At 39.9% G+C, this 19839-nt stretch carries 18 protein-coding genes and 1 pseudogene; 14 read left to right on the plus strand and 5 right to left on the minus strand.

From position 1 onward, the window contains the following. The first annotated feature begins 224 nt into the window (after positions 1-224). The 13 genes and pseudogenes from ACTB00_RS18445 to ACTB00_RS18505 all read left to right on the plus strand — a co-directional run bounded on the left by ACTB00_RS18445 (position 225) and on the right by ACTB00_RS18505 (position 12794). Positions 225-425, plus strand: coding sequence for a hypothetical protein (locus tag ACTB00_RS18445; RefSeq protein ID WP_463301385.1), 201 nt, complete (start codon positions 225-227; stop codon positions 423-425). 21 nt (positions 426-446) lie between these two features. Then, positions 447-1070, plus strand: a pseudogene (locus ACTB00_RS18450) (SPFH domain-containing protein); the annotation flags it as partial. A 94-nt stretch (positions 1071-1164) separates the two neighbouring features. Then, positions 1165-1335 (plus strand): type II toxin-antitoxin system antitoxin, encoded by a 171-nt coding sequence (locus ACTB00_RS18455; RefSeq protein ID WP_463301386.1) that lies wholly within the window; start codon positions 1165-1167, stop codon positions 1333-1335. 10 nt (positions 1336-1345) lie between these two features. Then, complete coding sequence (locus ACTB00_RS18460; RefSeq protein ID WP_463301387.1) at positions 1346-1555, plus strand: zinc ribbon domain-containing protein; 210 nt, start codon at positions 1346-1348, stop codon at positions 1553-1555. A 381-nt stretch (positions 1556-1936) separates the two neighbouring features. Further along, positions 1937-2551, plus strand: coding sequence for a Crp/Fnr family transcriptional regulator (locus ACTB00_RS18465; protein ID WP_463301388.1), 615 nt, complete (start codon positions 1937-1939; stop codon positions 2549-2551). 139 nt (positions 2552-2690) lie between these two features. Further along, entirely contained in the window at positions 2691-3764 is a 1074-nt protein-coding gene (locus ACTB00_RS18470) for a multiheme c-type cytochrome (RefSeq protein WP_463301389.1), read from the plus strand. Positions 3765-3831: 67 nt separating this feature from the next. Further along, positions 3832-4218, plus strand: coding sequence for a hypothetical protein (locus ACTB00_RS18475; protein WP_463301390.1), 387 nt, complete (start codon positions 3832-3834; stop codon positions 4216-4218). Positions 4219-4242: 24 nt separating this feature from the next. Next, on the plus strand, positions 4243-5181 hold the full coding sequence (locus ACTB00_RS18480) for a DUF5777 family beta-barrel protein (RefSeq protein WP_463301391.1): 939 nt from the start codon (positions 4243-4245) through the stop codon (positions 5179-5181). Between the two features lie 157 nt (positions 5182-5338). Next, positions 5339-6289: a cytochrome c3 family protein gene (locus ACTB00_RS18485; protein ID WP_463301392.1), complete on the plus strand. Its 951-nt coding sequence runs from the start codon at positions 5339-5341 to the stop codon at positions 6287-6289. Next, positions 6279-6914: a cytochrome b/b6 domain-containing protein gene (locus ACTB00_RS18490; RefSeq protein WP_463301393.1), complete on the plus strand. Its 636-nt coding sequence runs from the start codon at positions 6279-6281 to the stop codon at positions 6912-6914. Before ACTB00_RS18485 ends, ACTB00_RS18490 begins: the two co-directional genes overlap by 11 nt. A gap of 485 nt (positions 6915-7399) precedes the next feature. Next, on the plus strand, positions 7400-8902 hold the full coding sequence (locus ACTB00_RS18495; RefSeq protein WP_463301394.1) for a NapC/NirT family cytochrome c: 1503 nt from the start codon (positions 7400-7402) through the stop codon (positions 8900-8902). A 149-nt stretch (positions 8903-9051) separates the two neighbouring features. Then, positions 9052-9540, plus strand: a complete 489-nt coding sequence (locus ACTB00_RS18500; protein ID WP_463301395.1) for a cytochrome c family protein — start codon at positions 9052-9054, stop codon at positions 9538-9540. Positions 9541-9671: 131 nt separating this feature from the next. Beyond that, entirely contained in the window at positions 9672-12794 is a 3123-nt protein-coding gene (locus ACTB00_RS18505) for a cytochrome c biogenesis protein (protein ID WP_463301396.1), read from the plus strand. Between the two features lie 27 nt (positions 12795-12821). Here the strand turns inward: ACTB00_RS18505 and ACTB00_RS18510 are convergent, their stop codons facing one another. Further along, the gene (locus ACTB00_RS18510; protein WP_463301397.1) at positions 12822-14267 is read right to left on the minus strand and encodes an SDR family oxidoreductase; all 1446 of its coding nucleotides are present in this window, start codon (positions 14265-14267) and stop codon (positions 12822-12824) included. Positions 14268-14545: 278 nt separating this feature from the next. Between ACTB00_RS18510 and ACTB00_RS18515 the strand changes: the two genes are divergently transcribed. Further along, positions 14546-15034, plus strand: coding sequence for a DUF3124 domain-containing protein (locus tag ACTB00_RS18515; RefSeq protein ID WP_463301398.1), 489 nt, complete (start codon positions 14546-14548; stop codon positions 15032-15034). A gap of 18 nt (positions 15035-15052) precedes the next feature. Here the strand turns inward: ACTB00_RS18515 and ACTB00_RS18520 are convergent, their stop codons facing one another. The 4 genes from ACTB00_RS18520 to ACTB00_RS18535 all read right to left on the minus strand — a co-directional run. Further along, on the minus strand, positions 15053-16183 hold the full coding sequence (locus ACTB00_RS18520) for a glycerate kinase (protein WP_463301399.1): 1131 nt from the start codon (positions 16181-16183) through the stop codon (positions 15053-15055). A 35-nt stretch (positions 16184-16218) separates the two neighbouring features. Next, positions 16219-17925: a sugar phosphorylase gene (locus ACTB00_RS18525; RefSeq protein ID WP_463301400.1), complete on the minus strand. Its 1707-nt coding sequence runs from the start codon at positions 17923-17925 to the stop codon at positions 16219-16221. Between the two features lie 5 nt (positions 17926-17930). Continuing rightward, the gene (locus tag ACTB00_RS18530) at positions 17931-19154 is read right to left on the minus strand and encodes a glycosyltransferase family protein (RefSeq protein ID WP_463301401.1); all 1224 of its coding nucleotides are present in this window, start codon (positions 19152-19154) and stop codon (positions 17931-17933) included. Positions 19155-19190: 36 nt separating this feature from the next. Then, on the minus strand, positions 19191-19839 hold a 649-nt coding region (locus ACTB00_RS18535), incomplete at its 5' end, for an HAD family hydrolase (protein ID WP_463301402.1).

Consider the following 19839-nt stretch of genomic DNA (forward strand, 5'->3'; position numbering starts at 1 on the left):
CAGAAATGAGTGAAAGATTATTTTCACCATCGGAAAAATCAGTTCAACAGATTTTAGATTTTTCAAAATCATACGAAGTGTTAAACTCCCGAATGACCAGCAGTATTGAGCTAATCAAAAATTAGTTGCAACAACGGAAAATGTATTGTAAAGCATCTTGCCTGAGATGCTTTTTTTTATGTACCTTAGTGATATCAAAATGATATCAATTTAAATTAAATGCTATGGAAAAGGTATACAATGCAAAATCAGGTTACTTATTCGTTTTCATTGAACTTGTTCTGGTTATTCTTGCTGTTTTTTCGCTGGTTTCAAAAATGATTTTTCTTTTACTTCCAGTCATTCTTCTGTTTATAGTAATAGCTATTGGATTTATGGTTGTTAATCCTAATGAAAGTGCTTTTCTTGTGCTCTTTGGCGATTAGCGGGGGACTGTAAAGAAGAATGGTTTTTCCTGGGTAAATCCGTTTTTCAAGAGTACAAAAATATCTTTACGAGCCCGGAATCTCGATAGTGAACCGATTAAAGTGAACGATAAAATTGGAAACCCGGTGATGATTGGTGTTGTTTTGGTTTGGCGGGTTCAGAATACGTTTAAGGCAGCATTTGATGTCAACGAATACGAACATTTTGTGAACATCCAAACAGAGGCCGCCATACGGAAATTAGCAGGCCTTTATCCATATGATAATTTTGAAGATGAAGAGGCTGAAATAACCTTACGCAGTGGGGGTGAGGAAGTGAACGATGAATTGGAACGTGAGGTCTCTGAGCGACTGGCGATTGCGGGAATTGAAGTAATTGAAGCACGGATTAACTATTTGGCTTATGCTCAGGAGATTGCGCAAGCAATGTTAAAGCGTCAGCAGGCTACTGCAATTGTTGCGGCACGGTTTAAAATTGTTGAAGGCGCTGTCGGTATGGTTGAGATGGCCTTGGAAGAGTTAAGCCAGAAGGGAATTGTAGAGTTGGATGAAGAGAAGAAAGCAACGATGGTTGGTAACCTGATGGTTGTGCTTTGCGGAGATAAGGAGGCCACTCCAGTTGTAAATACCGGATCAATTTATTAGTCAGAGTTTGTTCTGAAAGTGGGATTATAAACGAAAAAATAGTGGCTTTTTTGTCGATACTTGTTTGTAACAGATAAAAGAGGAAGGATTTTGAATGGGAAAGAAGAAATCATTTGTTTTACGATTAGACCCGGATGATTATGCTTCTTTGGAGCGTTGGGCTGCCGACGAATTTCGAAGTATAAATGGTCAGTTGGAATGGATTATTCATAAAGCCTTAAAAGATTCCGGGCGTAAATCGGATAAAAGAGATAAAAGCAAATAAAATCAATGAAATGAAAAATTCATATTCATGTGCGAAGTGCGGAAGCAAAAAAGCATCGGTTGACGTAATACGTACGACAGGCTCCGGTTTTACACGATTTTTTAATATCCAGAACCGAAAGTTTAAAGCAGTGTCTTGCGAAAGATGTGGTTATACTGAGTTTTATAAAACAATCAACACTTCTGGAGCAGGAGATGTGCTTGATTTTCTGACAAATTAGTTGGGTGACGACTTTACTCGTCGTGAAATCCAGGAACGTATGTTTCTTGGATTTTTTGTTTTTAGGAGGCTTAAAACTCATATTTTACAACATATTTTTGAAGGGTGTGTTTTTTTAATTATGCTATTATCAGTATATTAAAACACTTAATGGAAATAGGATAATAAGTAACATGTCCTGATTAACTTTCTAACTATAAAACTATGACAGTATTAATATATATTTATACAAGAATTTACTGTTTGAATCTAAGTGGGGAGGAAAGAAGAGATGTTTAAAGAACCAGATGTAAAAGATTGTATAAACTGTGGAATGACCTGTTGTGTTCACTGCTTGCCAAAGGCTGAGGCGAGCATTTTTGAGTGTCTCAATAAGGAGGATATGGATTACTTGATGACATGTAAGCGAAATGTAATTTTCAACCCGGGAGAAACAATTATCAAGCAGAATACTTCGACTACTCACTTTGTTTGTATTAAAGAAGGACTTGCCAAAGTACTTGCAGAGGGACACAATGGAAAAAATGTGATACTCAAATTAATATCAACACATAGCTTAGTTACTGCCGGTGGAGTAATTAGTGACGATATCAGGCATTTTACAGTCTCTGCACTTACTCAGGTCGAGTGCTGTTTTATTGATTCGAATAGGTTGCATGTTTTGTTGTCACGCAATAGTAGATTTGCCTACGAACTTTTGAAATATAATAATAAGCAAAATCTTCAAATGTTAGATTCTTTGATTCGCCTGAATCAAAAATATATGCCTGGCCGCGTCGCAGATACCTTGTTATATCTGAAAAATGAAATCTATAATTCGAACCCATTTAACTACAAATTAAGTAAGCAAGAATTTGCTGAAATGTCAGGAATGACAAAGGAAAGTTTCATTCGAAATATGAAGGAGCTTGAGGTGTCCGGTATCATCAAACAGAGCAGAAATGAAATTGAAATTCTGAGTGAACCGGAGCTGATCAAAATTAGCAAAAACGGCTAATTGATATATGTCAATTATTCTTTCGAAATATGTCATGCGATAAACCTTCGCTGTTAGTACTTTCAATTATACTTTTATGATCAAACTAAGCAATTGGAAGCAATTCCACATTAATTTGAATGTACTAAATTATAAGCGTATGAAACTCAAAGAAATAACCAAATTACTTGTTGTCGCAGCGTTGGTGTTGTTTGTCATTCCTGCATGTGTAAAGGAAGGCCCTCCGGGATTAGATGGCGCTGATGGTGCCGATGGTGCTAATGGTGTTGACGGAATCGATGGTGCCGATGGAGAAGTGGCGTGCATTGTTTGTCATAATGATGACAATATGAACGAAATTAAAGCTCAGTTTGCAACATCTATTCACGGAACCAGTATGATACAGTATACTGGTCAGCCTACGTATATTTATGCTGGTGCTGGAGAGAATAGAAAGGCTTGTGCCATTTGCCATACACACGAAGGATTTGTAGAGTGGCAATTTACGGGAAGAGATACGCTCACCTCGGCACTGGCGGCACCTACTCATATTACCTGCGAAACCTGTCACTCGGGTCACGTGAGTTTTGATTTTGAAACTGACGGTCAGGATTATGCACTGCGTGCTAAAGGACCGGTTCAATTATTGATGTTTGATGACCCAAATCGCCAGATAGACTTTGGAACAGAGTCTAATTTATGTGTAAATTGCCATCAGCCCCGTACAAGCGAGCCCACTCCTGATGATGACGGCAACTATTTTATTAGTAGTTCACACTGGGGACCTCATCATGGACCTCAATCAACTATTTTAGAAGGTATTGGTGGTTATGAAGTTGCCGGTTCGACAGAATACCCAGGAACAAAATCTCATCCTCATAGAAATAATGCAGGATGTACAACTTGTCATATGTATGAGTTTGAGAGTGGTGAAGGTGGACATACTTTTGAACCAAGTTTAGCGAGTTGTACCCAATGCCATGGAGAACAGGACAACTTTGATGTGGGAGGCGTTCAAGCTGAGGTTGAAGAATTGATTCATGAACTTCAAGTATTATTGCAAAGTGCGGGAGCTGTTGATGCCGAAGGTCATTTAGTAAAAGGTACATATCCAATTGGAGTTGCAGGAGCAGCTTACAATTATGCAATGATGGAAGATGATCGGAGTATGGGAGTTCACAATCCGGATTACATCAAAGCACTTCTAAAGAATTCAATTGAGTCATTAGAGTAGTGTGAAAATATTATAGAAAAAGCTTCAGGGGAAGCTTTTTCTTCTAATTCACCAAAAGCACAACGAAATGAAAAAAAATAAAATATTTCTTATTGTCGCGGTTCTTGGCTTTGCACTTAGTGGTTGTGTTTATGATTTTGTTGCACCTGAAGCGCCAATTGTAATTGATCCGGATGATCCTGATGCAGTAGTTGTTAGTTTCGAAAATGACATTGTTCCTATTTTTCAAGCTAAATGTGTTAGCTGTCACAAAGTTGGAGGAATAAAATCCACGCCGGATTTGACAGCAGATAAAGCTTACAATAACATTTCAGGCTATATAAACTCAACAACTCCTGCAGCAAGTGAGATTTATACCAAACCGAGTCCTGACGGGAATCATCCAGCTAAGTATTCTACAAACGAAGCTGCTTTAGTTCTCGGATGGATTGCACAGGGAGCGGAAAACAATTAGTAATTAATTAAAGAACCTTTGAACATGAAAAAAACATTATTAATTGTCATATTAAGTCTGTTTGTTTGTGTTAATATCTGGGCTCAGGATGAAGCTGTTGAAAAAGATCAACCGATTGGAGCAGCTTTTGAAAATGGAACCCTGATTGATGCACAAACCTCCTATATTCCTTCTGTAAAATCTCTCGAATTTGTGATTCAACACAAGTTTGGACCAATAGATAATGGCGATGCTGCTTTTGATTTGTTTGGATTATACGCTGCCGGTGCCAATGTGAGGCTTGGTTTAAATTATGTGCCAGCCAAAAATCTTCAGCTAGGTATTGGTGTAACAAAACTCAATTTATACACCGACTTGAATGCGAAGTGGACTGTTTTGGAGCAAACTGAAAAGAACACGGTGCCTGTTTTTGTAACGGTATTAGGTAATGCTGCAATTGACGGCAGGCCGAAGGATGACTTCGGGGGATTAAATAATTACGAGAATCCACTAGACACCTTTGAATTTAGAGGTAGCGATCGCTATTCGTATTTCGCGCAATTACTGGTAGGTCGTAAGTTTTCTGATGCACTTTCGTTGCAAGCCGGAGTTAGCTTTTCTCATGCTAACTTAGTTGCGCAGTACCACGATCATGACCGGGTTGGATTGCATTTTAACGGTCGGTTGAAATTTTCACCACAGTCGTCATTTATATTCAGTTATGATGCACCATTGAAAATTGATGATATTTCAGAACAACATTCGGGTTGGAATGCGAACAATGCACCAGGTTGGGATGGCCCATATCACCCAAAAGCTAGTTTAAAGTTTGGTATTGAGGTGTCAACCTATACGCACGCATTTCAAATGTATGTTGGCAATGCTAATGGCATTCTTCCGCAATACGACATGATGAATAATATGAATGATCCATTTGAGGGACTTGCTATTGGATTCACAATAACCCGTTTATGGATGTTCTAAAAAGATAAATAGAACATAAAAATAGAATGGTGATATCAATTTCTGTGATATTGCCATTTTATTCGTAATAGTATTTTGAGAATTAGGCTTGATCAAGTTTTGAGCAACGATGAAATATGAGATATGGTTTGTAATAAATCAACTGTGTTAAACATACATGATGAGGAATAGATTAATACTAATAGTTTTTGTTTGTTGTTTGGGATGGCTTGGAGCAAGGGCGCAATCATACGAAAATGCACAAGAACACCAGTGCCTGAAATGCCACTCAAATCAAACCTATACATTTCATAATGATTTGATGGAACGGCAAGAAAGTCGGTTGATGAACCCCTATTTTGTGTTGGATACGATTGCCTTGAAAGCAGGCGTTCATCATGTGTTTGACTGTATTGATTGCCATTCCTACGAATATACCACCTATCCTCATAGTGCCAACATAAAACTCGAACCTTTAGCGACATGTTTGGATTGTCACGGAGGTGATGAGTCGTTCGCAAAATATCAATTTGAGCGGATTGATGAGGAGTATCAAAAAAGTGTGCATTATCAGACTTATGGCGATGCGTTTACCTGTTCGAAGTGCCATAGCCAACATACTTACACGGCAACAGCGCGAACAAGTAGTAATGTTCAGGAGATTGTTGAGTATAGCAACAACATGTGTTTGTCTTGTCATAATTCGATGCAAGAGTATAAATTGGTTTCCGGCAAAGATAATCCGGAGTTGGTCGAAGTCCATAATTGGTTGCCTAATCAAAAATTACACTTCGAAAATGTTCGCTGTATTGAGTGTCACACACAGGTGGAAGACAGCCTAATGGTTTCGCACAATATACTCCCGAAAGAACAAGCGTTGCGGAAGTGTGTGGAGTGTCACAGTTCAAATTCCAGATTAATTGCCTCTTTGTATAAGTACGAAAATTTACAAAGTAGAAAAGGAAATGGTATTTTAGGAACGATGGTTTCTAATGATTCCTATGTTATTGGTACGCACCAAGTGCCACTCCTTAAAACGCTTAGTTATATTATCTTTATTGGTTTAATTGTGGTCATTATCATCCATACGATTTTCAGAATTCTAAATAGAAAGCCCGATGACAAATAATAATAAGGTCTACTTTTATCCGATGTGGTTACGTATTTGGCACGGAATCAATGCGCTTGGAATTATTGTCCTGATCATTACCGGACTGTCAATGCAGTCAGGAATCGATTCTGGTTTTATTATGTCATTTGACAAAGCGGTAGATGCACACAATATTTCGGGTATTATTGTGACCCTGAATTACTTTTTGTTTCTCATCGGAAATTTAGTCACTTCAAATGGTAAGTTTTACATTGTTAAGCCCAGCGCATTTATAAAGCGACCCATTAAACAGGCAAAGTATTACTCTTGGGGAATGTTTCATGGCGAAAGTGCTCCTTATCCATTGTCGGAAAAACGAAAATTTAACCCACTACAGAAATATTTCTATATTCTCGTCATGTATTTAGCAGTTCCTGGAGCTATTATTACCGGATTTGCATTACTATTTCCCGAACTTATTATTGAGAAGGTATACAACCTGAGTGGTATTTTTGTGACCGCTGTTTTCCACTCAATTATTGGATTCGTTATTTCTATCTTTTTGATCATTCATTTATATGTCGCTACGATTGGTAAGTCTCCTTTGGAGAACTTTAAAAGTATTCTCAGCGGGTGGCATCACATTCACCACGGGAAAAAATAGGGAAGTACTATTTTGATATTTGAAGAAGAAAGTTGCTCTGAATTAAGGCTTCGCTGTGGATGCGTTAATTGAATCAGCCTGTTCTTTTGCGTTGAGGTGAAAGTGAGTTTTTTCTATATACATGATGGCAAATCGGTTTCAAATTGCTTGTCGAAACACACATGTATTAGAATCATACTTTTGAGGCTTGCATTCCTTGTTGGGTCCTTTTTAGGGTTGGCTATGTTTTCTGATACGTTAATTCAGTTGCTCTAAATGATCTTCCTATTCGGACGTTGCCATTTTCTTTACGAGAATTGCATCGGTGATATTTATCAGTTATTCATTGATATATCGCTAACAAAGAATAACTGATAATAGCGTAAAAAAGATAGCTTTATAAATAGTTTTCTTGGATCGGATTATTGATGCGATTATAGCGAGTTTGTATTTTTTTTTCAAACTGGAATTGACCAATAAACGATAGCTACTAAACATGAAATAGTATGAAACTACCTTCTTCAATTAGAAATTGGATCTCGATTACCGGAGCAGTATTGGCGGTATTCAACTTGGCGTCTATTTTATCGTTAATGATTTTGAATACCATTTTTGGATTCGGAGGTTCCTATATTGGTATCTTTATTTACCTTGTGCTTCCTGCTTTTATGATTATTGGATTGCTACTTATTCCAATAGGAATGAGAATTAACCGCAAGAAAGCCAGAAAAGCAAAATCGGAAGGACGGGAGTTGAACTGGCCTATTCTTGATTTTAATAATGTGGCAGTCCGTAACGCATCAACCATTTTTATTGTTGGGACTGTCTTTTTGCTAATTATTTCATCAATAGGAAGCTATGAAGCTTTTCATTATACCGAGTCAGTTGAATTCTGCGGGAAGCTTTGTCATGAAGTAATGGAGCCGGAATATGTCACCTATCATGGGTCGTCGCATGAAAGAGTTGCATGTGTTGAGTGTCATGTTGGAGCTGGTGCCGGCTGGTATGTGAAAAGTAAACTTTCCGGGATGTATCAGGTATATTCGGTATTGGCAAAAAAGTACCCAAAGCCAATTCCTACTCCAATTGAAAATTTACGTCCTGCTCGCGAAACTTGTGAAGAGTGCCACTGGCCCGAGAAGTTTTATGATCGTAAATTAAGAGTTGAACATTCATTTTTGGCTGATGATAACAATACAGAGCAAATCGTTCACCTACAAATTAAAACCAGTTCCAAAGCGACTTTGCATGGAATGGAAAAGGGAATTCATCAACATATTAGTCCTGATGTGAAAATTGAGTACAAAGCAGTTGACCATGATCGACAAATTATACCTTGGGTAAAATACACCAATACAAAAACCGGAGAAAGTCAAACTTATACCGATAGTGATTACCCATTGAGCCAGGTGGAACTCGATACGCTGGAAACAAGAGTGATGGATTGTTTGGATTGTCACAACAGACCTTCGCACAACTACAGAGTGCCACAGAATTTTATTGATCAATCAATGGCCGAAGGTCGAATTTCTAAAACTCTTCCGAGTATAAAATTAATAGCCATGATGGCGCTTTATCAGGAATACCCTACAAAGGATTCAGCCTTTACAGCTATCAGTAGTCAGGTTCGTGAGTATTATGAGTTGGTTGAGCCGGAAGTACTGGAGAACAGAACTGCGGAGGTTGAGCAAGCTATTACGGAAATTCAAGATCAATATGCGCATAACTTCTTTCCATTGATGAACGTAAGTTGGAAATATTATCCAAACAACGTCGGCCATATGGAAACCGATGGGTGCTTCCGATGTCATAACGATCGTCATGCAGCTGAGTCGGGAAAGGTAATTTCAAAAGATTGTAATATGTGTCATAATATCTTAGCACAAGGAACACCAGACCAAATGGAATATTCGGAGTCTTTTGAACCGCTCGGATTCAAGCATCCGGTTGATATTGGAGACGATTGGAAAACGGAATCATGTTCGGTGTGCCACTCCGCATTGTATTAAATTTCGACAAGTTGATATATATCATCGTTGATCGTTGTTCATGAATCCAGAAGTTATTAATTTAGGACGATGGATCGTCGTTAATATTTGCTCAAAATATTGGTGCAATTATTGAAGACGTATAGTATAAACCCATAATATTTAAGACTATGAATTACAGAAAATTAATGTTTTTACTGGGGCTTGCGCTAATGATTAGTTCTGCAGCGTTTGCGCAGAATTATAAGTACATTGGGGCAGACAAATGTAAAATGTGCCATAACAAACCCAATAAAGGAGAACAATACAACAAGTGGGCTGAAGGACCTCATGCAAATGCAATGGAGTCGTTGAAAGGTGCAGACGCTGAAAATCCAAAATGTTTAAAGTGCCACTCAACGGCAGCTGCTCACCCTGACATGGCAGCTTCGATTAAAGTTGAAGAGGGTGTTTCTTGTGAGTCGTGCCATGGACCTGGCAGTATATACAAGTCTGCAGGAATAATGAAAAACAGAAAATTAGCTATGTCAAAAGGCTTAATTATTCCGGATGAACAATTATGCAGAACATGCCACAATGAAGAAAGTCCAACTTTTAAAGGATTTAATTATGAAGAGTATGTTGCAAAAATTGCACACGACGATCCGACCACAAATTAAGATCTAGATTTTTTTATGAGGTTGATCTAGAAAAATTCCTTTGCTTATTTCGAATAAGCAAAGGAGTTTTTTTTTACTGCCCCATTTTTATTTATCGTTTAAATATCAGGAACGTAAAAGTCGTTTAACGTATGAAAAGAATAAAGTCCGCTCTGTTTTCAATGATGACAACCTCATGTTTGCTGGTTGTTTTTGCGATAGCTATTGCCTATGCAACCTTTATTGAGAATGATTATGGAACAGTTACTGCAAAAGTGTTGATTTATAATGCCTGGTGGTTTAATATTTTACTTGGATTTACAGGTGTTAATTTGGTTGGAGGGTTGTTTTATTATAAAGCGTTTCAGCTTAAGCGCTGGAGTATGGTGCTTTTTCATCTGGCTTTTATTATTATACTTGTTGGAGCCGGAATAACCCGTTTTTACAGTTTCGAAGGGCAAATGCATATTCGCGAAGGGAGCGCTTCTGATCAACTGATCTCAACCGATAATTATATTAGCATAAATGCATCTACAAATGGTCTAGATACTCAGGAGAATTGGAGGGTGCTTTTTTCTCCATATACCCGAAATCATTTTGATGAAAGTGTTTCAATTAGCGATCATGATATTGAAATTGAAATGCTCAATTATGTGCCTTCTGCAATCGAGAGTATTGTGGCTGATGAAGGTGGAAATGCTATTTTTTCTTTCATCTTGGTGAACAATAATAACGAACGACGCGATTTAATATTGGAATTGAATGAAGAAATAGCTTCGGGTGAATTGTTGATCAGTTTTGAAGGCCAACAGAAGGATGCATCTCTTTTTATCAAGCGGTCAACAACTAGCTTGGTTGCTACAGCCCGGGATACTGTTCAGGTTGTATCAATGACTGGAGTTATAGAGAAAGTGATTGAACCTGGTCAGGAATTTGCCATAAAGAGCCAGGGGATGTACCGATTGGGTGAACATATCTTTGCCCTGAAATCTTACCTGCCATACGGTCGTAAACTTTTATCAACTGATACCGATCAAACTACTGCAAAGAATAGGAGAGATGCGATTCTTCTTCAGCTTACTGATGGCGACCAGCAAAAACAATTGGTTGTTTACGACAATTATGGACAGCAGAATGTATCAACAAGGGCCGATTTTGGAAATGTTGATTTGGAAGTAAGTTACGGTTCGCAGCTTATCGATCTTCCTTTTCAAATATATTTGAATGATTTTCAATTGGAGCGTTATCCCGGGAGTATGAGCCCTTCTTCTTATGCGAGCGATGTGACTTTAATTGACAATACGAAAGGAGTCAAAAAACCTTACCGAATTTTCATGAATAATATTTTGGACTACGGGGGCTACCGCTTCTTCCAATCATCTTATGATACGGACGAAAAAGGGACAATTTTGTCGGTTAGTCATGATTCTTTGGGAACTGGAGTTACCTATGTTGGTTATTTTTTAATGTCGTTGGGTATGCTTTTTTCCTTCTTTAATAAGAAAAGCCGTTTTCAGTCGCTGCTGCGATCCAGCTCACGTTTAAAGGATTTGAAAAAGAAGTCGATGGCAAGTGTGATTTTGGCGTTGTTGCTTTTAGTTCCCGGATTATTGCAAGCTCAACAAGTTACCCCCGCACGAATTAATAAAGATCATGTTGCACAATTCGAAACCTTGTTGGTGCAAGATACGAAGGGCAGGGTAGAGCCTGTAAATACGCTGGCATCGGAGGTGCTAAGAAAGCTGAATCGCAAAAGCTCTTTCGAGGGAATGTCAGCATCCGAAGTGTTTTTGGGGATGAGTGCGCGTCCTGATTCCTGGAGAAACGTTCCGATCATTCGTATTGCGAATAGTGAATTGCAAAAGCAACTGGGATTTCCCGATAAGTATGTTTCGTTCAATCAGATGTTGAGCCAGAATACCGGAATATATAAATTACAGCAGTTGGTTGATGTAACCTATAAAAAGCAGCCCACGAAACGAAATAAGTTCGATAAGGAAGTCATTAATGTGGATGAGCGAATGAATATTTGCTATCAGATTTTTCAAGGCAATTTTATGAATGTTTTTCCTGTGCAGAACCACAATAATAACAAGTGGGTAAGTGAGAAGGATTTTTATAAACTTGGTTCACATCAAACCGATAGTATTCAGCTCTTAAGTGCTTATTTTCAAGAAGTCAATCAAGCCATTAGTACCGGTAATTATCAAAGCGCGAATCAACGACTCGAAGAGATCAAGCAATTTCAACAAACACACGGACATGAAATTATTCCTGATCAAACCAAAATTGAGTTAGAAATACTGTATAACAAATTCAATATATTTACCTGGATTTCGCGCATCGCAGGAGTTGTTGGCTTTTTCTTGTTGATTATTCATTTGATTGGAATCTTTAACGAAAAGCTAAATCTCAAAAAACTTTTAACAGCTGGGACCGTCGCTGTGGCAGTTGTTTTTCTTGCTTACACGGGCGGATTAGCTTTACGCTGGTATATTTCCGGTCATGCGCCCTGGAGTAATGGTTACGAAACGATGTTATACATTGGCTGGTCTGCCTTGCTAACGGGTTTTGTATTTATCAAGAAATCGCAGATTACGCTGGCTGTAACTACTATTTTATCGTCGCTGATATTAATGGTAGCTGGATTGAGCTGGATGAATCCGGAAATTACGAACCTTGTGCCCGTACTTAAATCATACTGGCTGATAGTGCATGTTGCAGTGATTACTGCCAGCTATGGCTTTTTGGGCGTTGCTGCTTTAGTCGGTTTTTTAAACCTGATCATTATGATGTTTCGTAATTCGAAGAACCTGAAAAGTGCTTCATTTACGATTGTTGAATTGGCTATTATTATAGAACTGTCGATAATTGTTGGCTTGATTTTACTCACCATAGGAGCATTTATCGGAGGTGTTTGGGCAAACGAGTCGTGGGGACGTTATTGGGGCTGGGATCCGAAGGAAACCTGGGCGTTAGTAACTATTCTGGTATATTCGTTTATCATTCATTTACGGAAGGTTCCCGGATTGTATAATCATTTTGTATTAAGTTCGCTCGCATTGGCTGGGTTCAGCTCGGTACTGATGACCTTCTTTGGGGTGAATTATTACCTTTCGGGAATGCACTCCTATGCACAAGGCGACCCACCACCGGTGCCAGGTTTTGTGTATGTAGCTATTGCAATTGTAATTGCTGCCATTATTCTAGCAGCGATTTCGGAACGTAAATATGGCGGTGCTGAGAAGATCATAAAGCTTGAAACGAAAGAGTAACTCATAATTGCAAGCCGGCAGCTGTTTTCAGTTGCCGGCTTTTTTGATGATATTGCGCGCCATTCCTCGAAAAATGAATAAGTGGAAGGGCCAGGATAATCCCCAGTAGAATCTTCCCCAGACACCTTTGGGACGGAAGGTGGCCGTTTGGATCAGGCTATTTTGTTCAGGTTTTTCAACGACCTTAAATTCGAGCCAAGCTTCTCCGGGAAGCTTCATCTCGGCATACAGAAGCAAACGTTTTTTGTCGCCGTCAGCGAGCAGAACGCGCCAAAAATCAAGTGCATCTCCGTTCATTATTTCAGTCGGACTGGTACGTCCGCGTCGAAGTCCAATCCCTCCGGAAAGCTTATCGAGGTATCCACGAATTCTCCAGAGCCAGGTGCCATAGTACCAACCGTTTTGCCCTCCAATAGACCAAATTACTTTTGTAACTTCTTCTATTGGTTTTTGAAATGAAACTACTTGCTTGTTTCGATAGCACCCATATTCCGGAACATCAATCTGGTCAGAATAGTCGGTGTCGAATTCGCTGGAACTTAGTGCGTCTTTCCAACTCGAATAAACCTGGTTTTGCCTGATTCTTTTGAATGCTGCTTCAACGGCTTCTTTGTAACTTAGCGGCTCAATATTCAATAATTTTGGCAACGAGTTCTCTCTGGCAATAACTTCAACCTTTAAACTATTTACCAGATTTATAGCCAATTTATACGAGGTGGATGTGATAAAAAATAACCAATACGATGACAAGCGGGGAGTCATGATGGGCAAGGCGAATACTTTTCGTTTCAATTGCCGGATTTCTGCATATTGCAATAGCATGTCTTTATAGGTTAAAATATCTTTGCCTCCTATATCGAAGCTTTTATTAAAACACGCTTGGTTGTCCATCACCCCAATTAAAAACTTCAAAACATCGCGAATCCCTATGGGGTGAGATTTGGTTAAAACCCATCGAGGGGTGATCATTACCGGGAGTTTCTCAACGATATCTCTGATAATTTCAAACGAAGCGCTGCCCGAACCGATAATGATTCCGGCGTTTAGTGTTGTTAGTCGGTAGTCCCCTTTCGAAAGCTCTTTTTCAACATTAAGTCGAGATCGCAAATGCTTCGACAGGTATTTGTCATTTGAAATTCCACCAAGATAGATCACTTGTCGCACGTTAGTTTGTGTAAGCAGTTTTCTGAAATTGGCGGCCGCCTGGAGTTCCATATCCTCAAAATCGCCATCGTTTGAAGCCATCGAGTGAATGAGATAATATGCAATTTCAATGTCGGGAGGAAAGCGTTGATGAGAGTCGGTTTTGAGAAAGTCAATTTCAATGAGTTTGACCTGAGGGTGATGCTGCCATTTTTCTTCCACCCGTTCGAGGTTGCGAACACAGCAATAAACATCATGCCCATTTTCAACCAATAAAGGAAGGATGCGCTTTCCAACGTATCCGGTAATTCCGGTTAGTAGTAGTTTCATTTCGTTTTCAGCTTACGTATATTCAGGCTAGTAAATTAGCATTATAAACGTATACCTCAAAATCCCGTGTTTTGTTTTGAGAGATTTGAAATTTTAGTGCATTATAAAAGTTCGCTATGCGATTCTGTTTATAATGAATAAGTAGCTTCAGCCAATAATTAATCAGCTATTTTTGTACATGGTCTGAATGGTATTTGCTAACTTGTGCAATAAATATTTCTCTAATTATGACAAGATTCTTTCGTTTGGTAAGATTTCTCCCTCAAATCTGCAGCAGCATGCTTGTTTTGCTTATCGTATTGGCTTCCTGTAATCGCCCGAAGGAAATTAGTTCAGTAAATCCAATGCATTGGGAACAGCGGCAAGCGAAAATTAATTCTTCGGATAGTTTGGATTATGGAAGTTCTTACCTTTCTGTTTATTCGGAAATATATAGTCTGACAGAAAAACGAACCTACAATTTGACTGCGACAATTAGTATTCGAAATATTAGTTCTGAGGATTCAATTTACATTCTACGATCAGATTATTACAATACCGCCGGCGATTTAATTCGTACTTATTTCAATAACCCAATCTTTTTGAAACCCTTGGAGACGATCGAAATTGTAGTCGATGAACGAGATGAACATGGAGGTACTGGAGCCAATTTTATTTTCGATTGGGCAGTTAATCCGGGTACGCAGGAGCCACTTTTCGAGGCGGTTATGATTTCTACTTCCGGGCAGCAGGGAATCTCATTTACAACTTCAGGAGTAAAACGATAATTTCGGCACTCCGTTCTTTTAGTCAAGCAGGAGTAAACGAAAGATCTGTTCTGCTTTATCTGCTAGTAATTCGGGCGCTCTGCGTAAACTCTCATCTAGCGAAATGGGGCCATGGGGAATGGCAAAAATTGAAGTGAAACCTTCATCATATAGCTCGCGGTAGCCATCGCCTAAAAAACCGGCAATGCCGATGCATTTTTTCTGATGTTTTTTAGCCAACTGAGCAACGCCCCAAGGGGTCTTCCCCTGCTTGGTTTGAGCATCCATTTTCCCTTCTCCGGTAATTACCAGGTCTGCTTTCTGTATGGCCTCTTCCAGCTTGGTTTGCTCTTTTACAATGTCAAATCCGGTTTGAAGTTTGGCTCCGCAAAAGGCGACTAAACCAGCTCCCAATCCACCGGCAGCTCCACCTCCCGGAATTTTTAAAACCTCCTTTTGCAGCTCAGTTTCAATAATATCGGCTAAATGTGTCAGGTTTCTGTCCAATTCGTTAATCATCTCAACTGTTGCCCCTTTTTGAGGACCATAAACAGCCGACGCTCCGTTGGGGCCCGTTAGTGGATTATTGACATCGCAAGCCGTCAAAATTTCAGTATCACTTATTAGCGGGAAGACACCGGACGAATCTATTGTTACCAGCTGGTTAAGTTGACCTCCACCTTCCGCTATTTCCTGTCCTTTGTCATCCAGAAAGCGGTAGCCCAAAGCTTTGGCCATGCCGGTTCCTCCATCGTTAGTTGCACTTCCGCCAATACCAATAATTAGTTTTCGACACCCTTTTTCCATGGCGTCTTTCATCAGCTGTCCGGTGCCGAAGGTTGAGCTGGCCAGCGGATTGCGTTCGTCGCGGGTTAAATGCTCAATTCCTGAAGCTGCCGCCATTTCGATTATCGCTGTTTGTTGGTCGTTTAAAATACCATAAAAGCCCTGAACCTCTCGGCCCAATGGATCTAAAACCGGTATGTTGATCTTTTGACCACCTAAGGCTGAAAGCATGGTTTGCACAAAACCTTCGCCGCCATCGGCCAGCGGGATATTTGCTATGTGCGCTGTTGGATCGACCCTTAAAATGCCGGTTGCGAAATGTTTGCCCACATCAATGGCTTCCAGGCAGTCTTTAAACGAATCGGGACAAATGAGTACTTTCATACTTAGGGGTTTTATGAGTGTTAAAAGCAGTTGAATTAAGTTACGAACCTGGTGATCAGCCACATGCTTTGATAGGGCTTGAGTTCCAGTTCTTCTGTTTGATGAAGCGTGCGGGTAATTAAGTCGCGGCTAAATTCCATCAAACCAGGAGGAAGCGAAAGCTTTTGCGTTTGGTCGGTCAGGTTGAACAGACAAACCACCGATTTCTCCATTTGATCAGCTTTTCGCAAAATGGCAAACACCGAATCGCCTAGTTCGAGCACCAATTGCTGCGTATTGGGCGAGAAGGCTTGTAGGTTTCTTCGAATTCCGGTGCGATGGATCAATTCTTTTAAAATAGCTTTGTATTTTGAGTTGCCTTTCAGCATACCTTCCAATTCTTCCTTTGTGAACTTACGCCGGTTGATGGAACGGTTGACGCCTGTGCGAGCCAACCCTTCGTTGTCATTTTCAATTCCCAGAAGATTCAGGAAATAAAAGGCCGGCACTCCCTGCAACGAAAGCATGATGGTTTGCGATTGCAGAAATCGTTCATTCTGGAATTCATCTTCACCATTCTTAGTTCCTTTCAAAGCATCATAAAAAGTGACATTGATTTCGTACGGAACATGCTTATCACCAAGCTGACGGGTGGTTACTTTGGCTCCAAAATCTTTTAACTTTTCAACCATTTTCATTTTTTCATCATCAGGCATAACACCTTCCAAAGGACGAACACCGATGCCATCATGAGAAGAAGTGAAGTTTAAATAGGTCATGCCCTTTTGCGGGTCGTTGAGTTCTTTTGCCCATCGGGTAAGGTAACCGCCATTTCCGGTATGCAGTGCATGTAAAATGAGCGGGGGAAGAGCAAACTGGTAGATCAGGTGTGCTTCATCTCCTAGTCCGAAATAGGTGATGTTTTCGCGGTGCGGAACATTGGTTTCTGTTAGCAATAATGCGCCCGGATAGCAATAGTCCATGATTTCGCGAAACAAGGATACAATTTCGTGGGTTTCCTGTTCGTGCATGCTTTCCAGTCCACTTGCTTTCCACAGAAAAGCAATAGCATCAAGCCGGATAACCCGAATCCCTTTGGACAAATAGAAAAGAAAGACGTTGAGCATTTCTTTCAGCACTTCCGGGTTGGCATAGTCCAAATCAACTTGGTCAGCACTAAAGGTTGTCCACACTTTCTTTGGGCCATCTACCGTATCATAAGTTGATAGAAGTGGCGAGCTTCGCGGTCGAATAACTTTTGAAGTGTCGAAATCGGCTGGCGGAACAAAGAAATAATCTTTGCCCGGTTCTTCCTGATTCAGGAATTGCTTGAACCAAACGCCTTTGCTACTGGCATGGTTGGCGACTAAATCGGCCATCAGCAAAAAATCTTTCTCCAGTGCTTCAATGTTACTCCAGTCTCCCAATTCAGGATTTATCTTGTAAAAGTCCATTACCGAAAATCCATCGTCACTGCTATATGGAAAAAATGGAAGAATGTGTATGGTCGAAATGCACCCACGAAAATGCTCGTTGGCAAACTTCCGCAAGGTTTCAAGCGGAGCTTCTCCCTTTTGCTTCACCACATCGCCATAAGTAATCAGTACCACTTTACGCTCATCCCAAAGCGGACGTTGTTTGGGGTTTGGGTTTCTTCTCTCTTCAACGAATTGCAAAAATTCTTCAATCCACTCTTCTGATAACGTCTTCCGATAAATCCGGTTTAGCCTGTTAATCAGCTTCGTTCTCAATCGTATATGCATATATCTTACATCTTGTTATCTTGCTCTACTGCATCATTAAAAATATCCAACACGTCCGGAATGGCATCCAACACTCGTTTCCACGATGGGATAAACGGAATCAGGTTGGGATTGTCAAGGTATTCAACTCCGGCGCGATAAATGTTTGCTGCAAAAATATCAACCGTTTGTTCTTCTTTATGGCGATCCATTGCAAGTCCGTTAATCGAAGCATCAGCTGCGTATTGTTCAACCATGTCAAGTGCTATTCGCAGATAAGTAGCTTTTACGGTTCGGAAAATACCTTTGCTAAAAACAGAACCCTGCGTTGCTAATTTGGCATAAATACTCCGCGCAATATCGAAACTCATTTTCGAAAGTCCTGAACTCGGATCATCGTGCGATTCAGGTTGATGTTTATGATCGTATCCATCGGCAATCTCAACCTGGCAAATCCGGTTGATGGCGTTGTTTCGCTGAACTTCAGAAAGAATTCCTACTTCAAGTCCCCAATCCGAAGGGATGCGAACTGTTTTCATAATATCAGCCCGCATCGAAAATTCGCCAGCAAGAATGTAGCGGAAGTGATCCAGAAAGTCGAGATAGTCATTCGCAGGGAACACCTTTTTCAGCGATCGAATCAATGGGGTCACCATCAAGCGCGTAACGCGACCATTCAACTTGGTGCCATCTGAACGGAAATAATACCCCTTACAAAATTTATAGTTGAATTTTGGATCAGCAACGGGGTAAAACAACCGAGCGAGCATATCGCGCGAGTAAGTAATCACATCGGCATCATGCAGTGCAATGGCTTCTGAACGGCCAGAGGCAATCATGTACCCAAAGCAGAACCAAACATTTCGACCTTTACCCGGATCGCCGGTGTATATTTTATTTTCTTCAAATAGTTTTTGAATGGCTTTCATTCGCGGGCCATCGTTCCAAATTACTCGGCAACGCCTTTGTTCTGTGCTTAAGTCTTTAAAATATTCCTTTGCGTGCAAGTATTGCTCCTTGGTAGCACGGTCAAGTCCAATGGTTATTTCATTAATATAGGGAACATCCTTCAGGATATTAACAATGTTTTTCAGAGCTGGCTGTTCCAACTCGGAGTATAATGAAGGAATAATTAAGCCCATCTTCCGTCGTCTCGAAAACTTCATCAATTTTGCTTCCAGGTACTCTAATGTTGAATAGTTCAAATTGTGAAGTGTTGTAATTCCTCCATTCTGATGAAAATCTCCCATAGTATTGTGTTTTTAGTTTTTTTTTGTTCCCAAAAGTTATAAAATATCTTTCAGTTGTTCGAGTGAAGTGATAATATAATCTGGTTGTGTTTTTGATGCTTGTTCTTGATCTTTTCGCAGACGGTAAGCACGCATGTCGCCCGCAAAAAAGCAGGTTTTAAATCCTACTTGCGACGACGCATATATATCTTTCAGCATGTCGTTGCCAACATACAAAACATCTTGTGGTTTTAGGCCACGCTTTTTAAGTGGTTCGATCAACTCTTCATAAATTGAAGGGTCGGGTTTTCCTTTTAATATTTTGTAACTGAAAACTGACAAGTCTTTTTCAAAACCATCAATGAATTCGTCGGTTTTTACTCTGCCATATAAAAAATAATTCATGATAATTGGCGTATAGAATTGAGCATTAGAAACAATGCCGAGAGGATAACCTTTTGTTTTTAGATCGTCGAGTGTTTCTTTCAACCCCGGCATTGGCCATACCTGGTTGCTCTTCAGTTCAAATAGAAAAGTAAACAGCCTGATGTTCGAAAAATCAGAGGACTTAATTAAATCATCGGCTTCAGCTTTTTTCAAAGTGCTGTCCCAAATTTCGACCAAATTCAATTCGGGACAAGGTGTGCCACTGTCTTTGGCGATTTGTTTCTCAAGCACTATTACTTTCTCAAATATGCCATGAATT

Source organism: Sunxiuqinia sp. (assembly GCF_055140945.1).

Excerpts from the sequence above, each read along its gene's own strand:
- ACTB00_RS18445 (WP_463301385.1), top strand. The coding sequence starts at position 225 with ATGGAAAAGGTATACAATGCAAAATCAGGTTACTTATTCGTTTTCATT.
- ACTB00_RS18455 (WP_463301386.1), top strand. The coding sequence starts at position 1,165 with ATGGGAAAGAAGAAATCATTTGTTTTACGATTAGACCCGGATGATTAT.
- ACTB00_RS18460 (WP_463301387.1), top strand. The coding sequence starts at position 1,346 with ATGAAAAATTCATATTCATGTGCGAAGTGCGGAAGCAAAAAAGCATCG.
- ACTB00_RS18465 (WP_463301388.1), top strand. The coding sequence starts at position 1,937 with ATGGATTACTTGATGACATGTAAGCGAAATGTAATTTTCAACCCGGGA.
- ACTB00_RS18470 (WP_463301389.1), top strand. The coding sequence starts at position 2,691 with ATGAAACTCAAAGAAATAACCAAATTACTTGTTGTCGCAGCGTTGGTG.
- ACTB00_RS18475 (WP_463301390.1), top strand. The coding sequence starts at position 3,832 with ATGAAAAAAAATAAAATATTTCTTATTGTCGCGGTTCTTGGCTTTGCA.
- ACTB00_RS18480 (WP_463301391.1), top strand. The coding sequence starts at position 4,243 with ATGAAAAAAACATTATTAATTGTCATATTAAGTCTGTTTGTTTGTGTT.
- ACTB00_RS18485 (WP_463301392.1), top strand. The coding sequence starts at position 5,339 with ATGATGAGGAATAGATTAATACTAATAGTTTTTGTTTGTTGTTTGGGA.
- ACTB00_RS18490 (WP_463301393.1), top strand. The coding sequence starts at position 6,279 with ATGACAAATAATAATAAGGTCTACTTTTATCCGATGTGGTTACGTATT.
- ACTB00_RS18495 (WP_463301394.1), top strand. The coding sequence starts at position 7,400 with ATGAAACTACCTTCTTCAATTAGAAATTGGATCTCGATTACCGGAGCA.
- ACTB00_RS18500 (WP_463301395.1), top strand. The coding sequence starts at position 9,052 with ATGAATTACAGAAAATTAATGTTTTTACTGGGGCTTGCGCTAATGATT.
- ACTB00_RS18505 (WP_463301396.1), top strand. The coding sequence starts at position 9,672 with ATGAAAAGAATAAAGTCCGCTCTGTTTTCAATGATGACAACCTCATGT.
- ACTB00_RS18510 (WP_463301397.1), bottom strand. The coding sequence starts at position 14,267 with ATGAAACTACTACTAACCGGAATTACCGGATACGTTGGAAAGCGCATC.
- ACTB00_RS18515 (WP_463301398.1), top strand. The coding sequence starts at position 14,546 with ATGCTTGTTTTGCTTATCGTATTGGCTTCCTGTAATCGCCCGAAGGAA.
- ACTB00_RS18520 (WP_463301399.1), bottom strand. The coding sequence starts at position 16,183 with ATGAAAGTACTCATTTGTCCCGATTCGTTTAAAGACTGCCTGGAAGCC.
- ACTB00_RS18525 (WP_463301400.1), bottom strand. The coding sequence starts at position 17,925 with ATGCATATACGATTGAGAACGAAGCTGATTAACAGGCTAAACCGGATT.
- ACTB00_RS18530 (WP_463301401.1), bottom strand. The coding sequence starts at position 19,154 with ATGGGAGATTTTCATCAGAATGGAGGAATTACAACACTTCACAATTTG.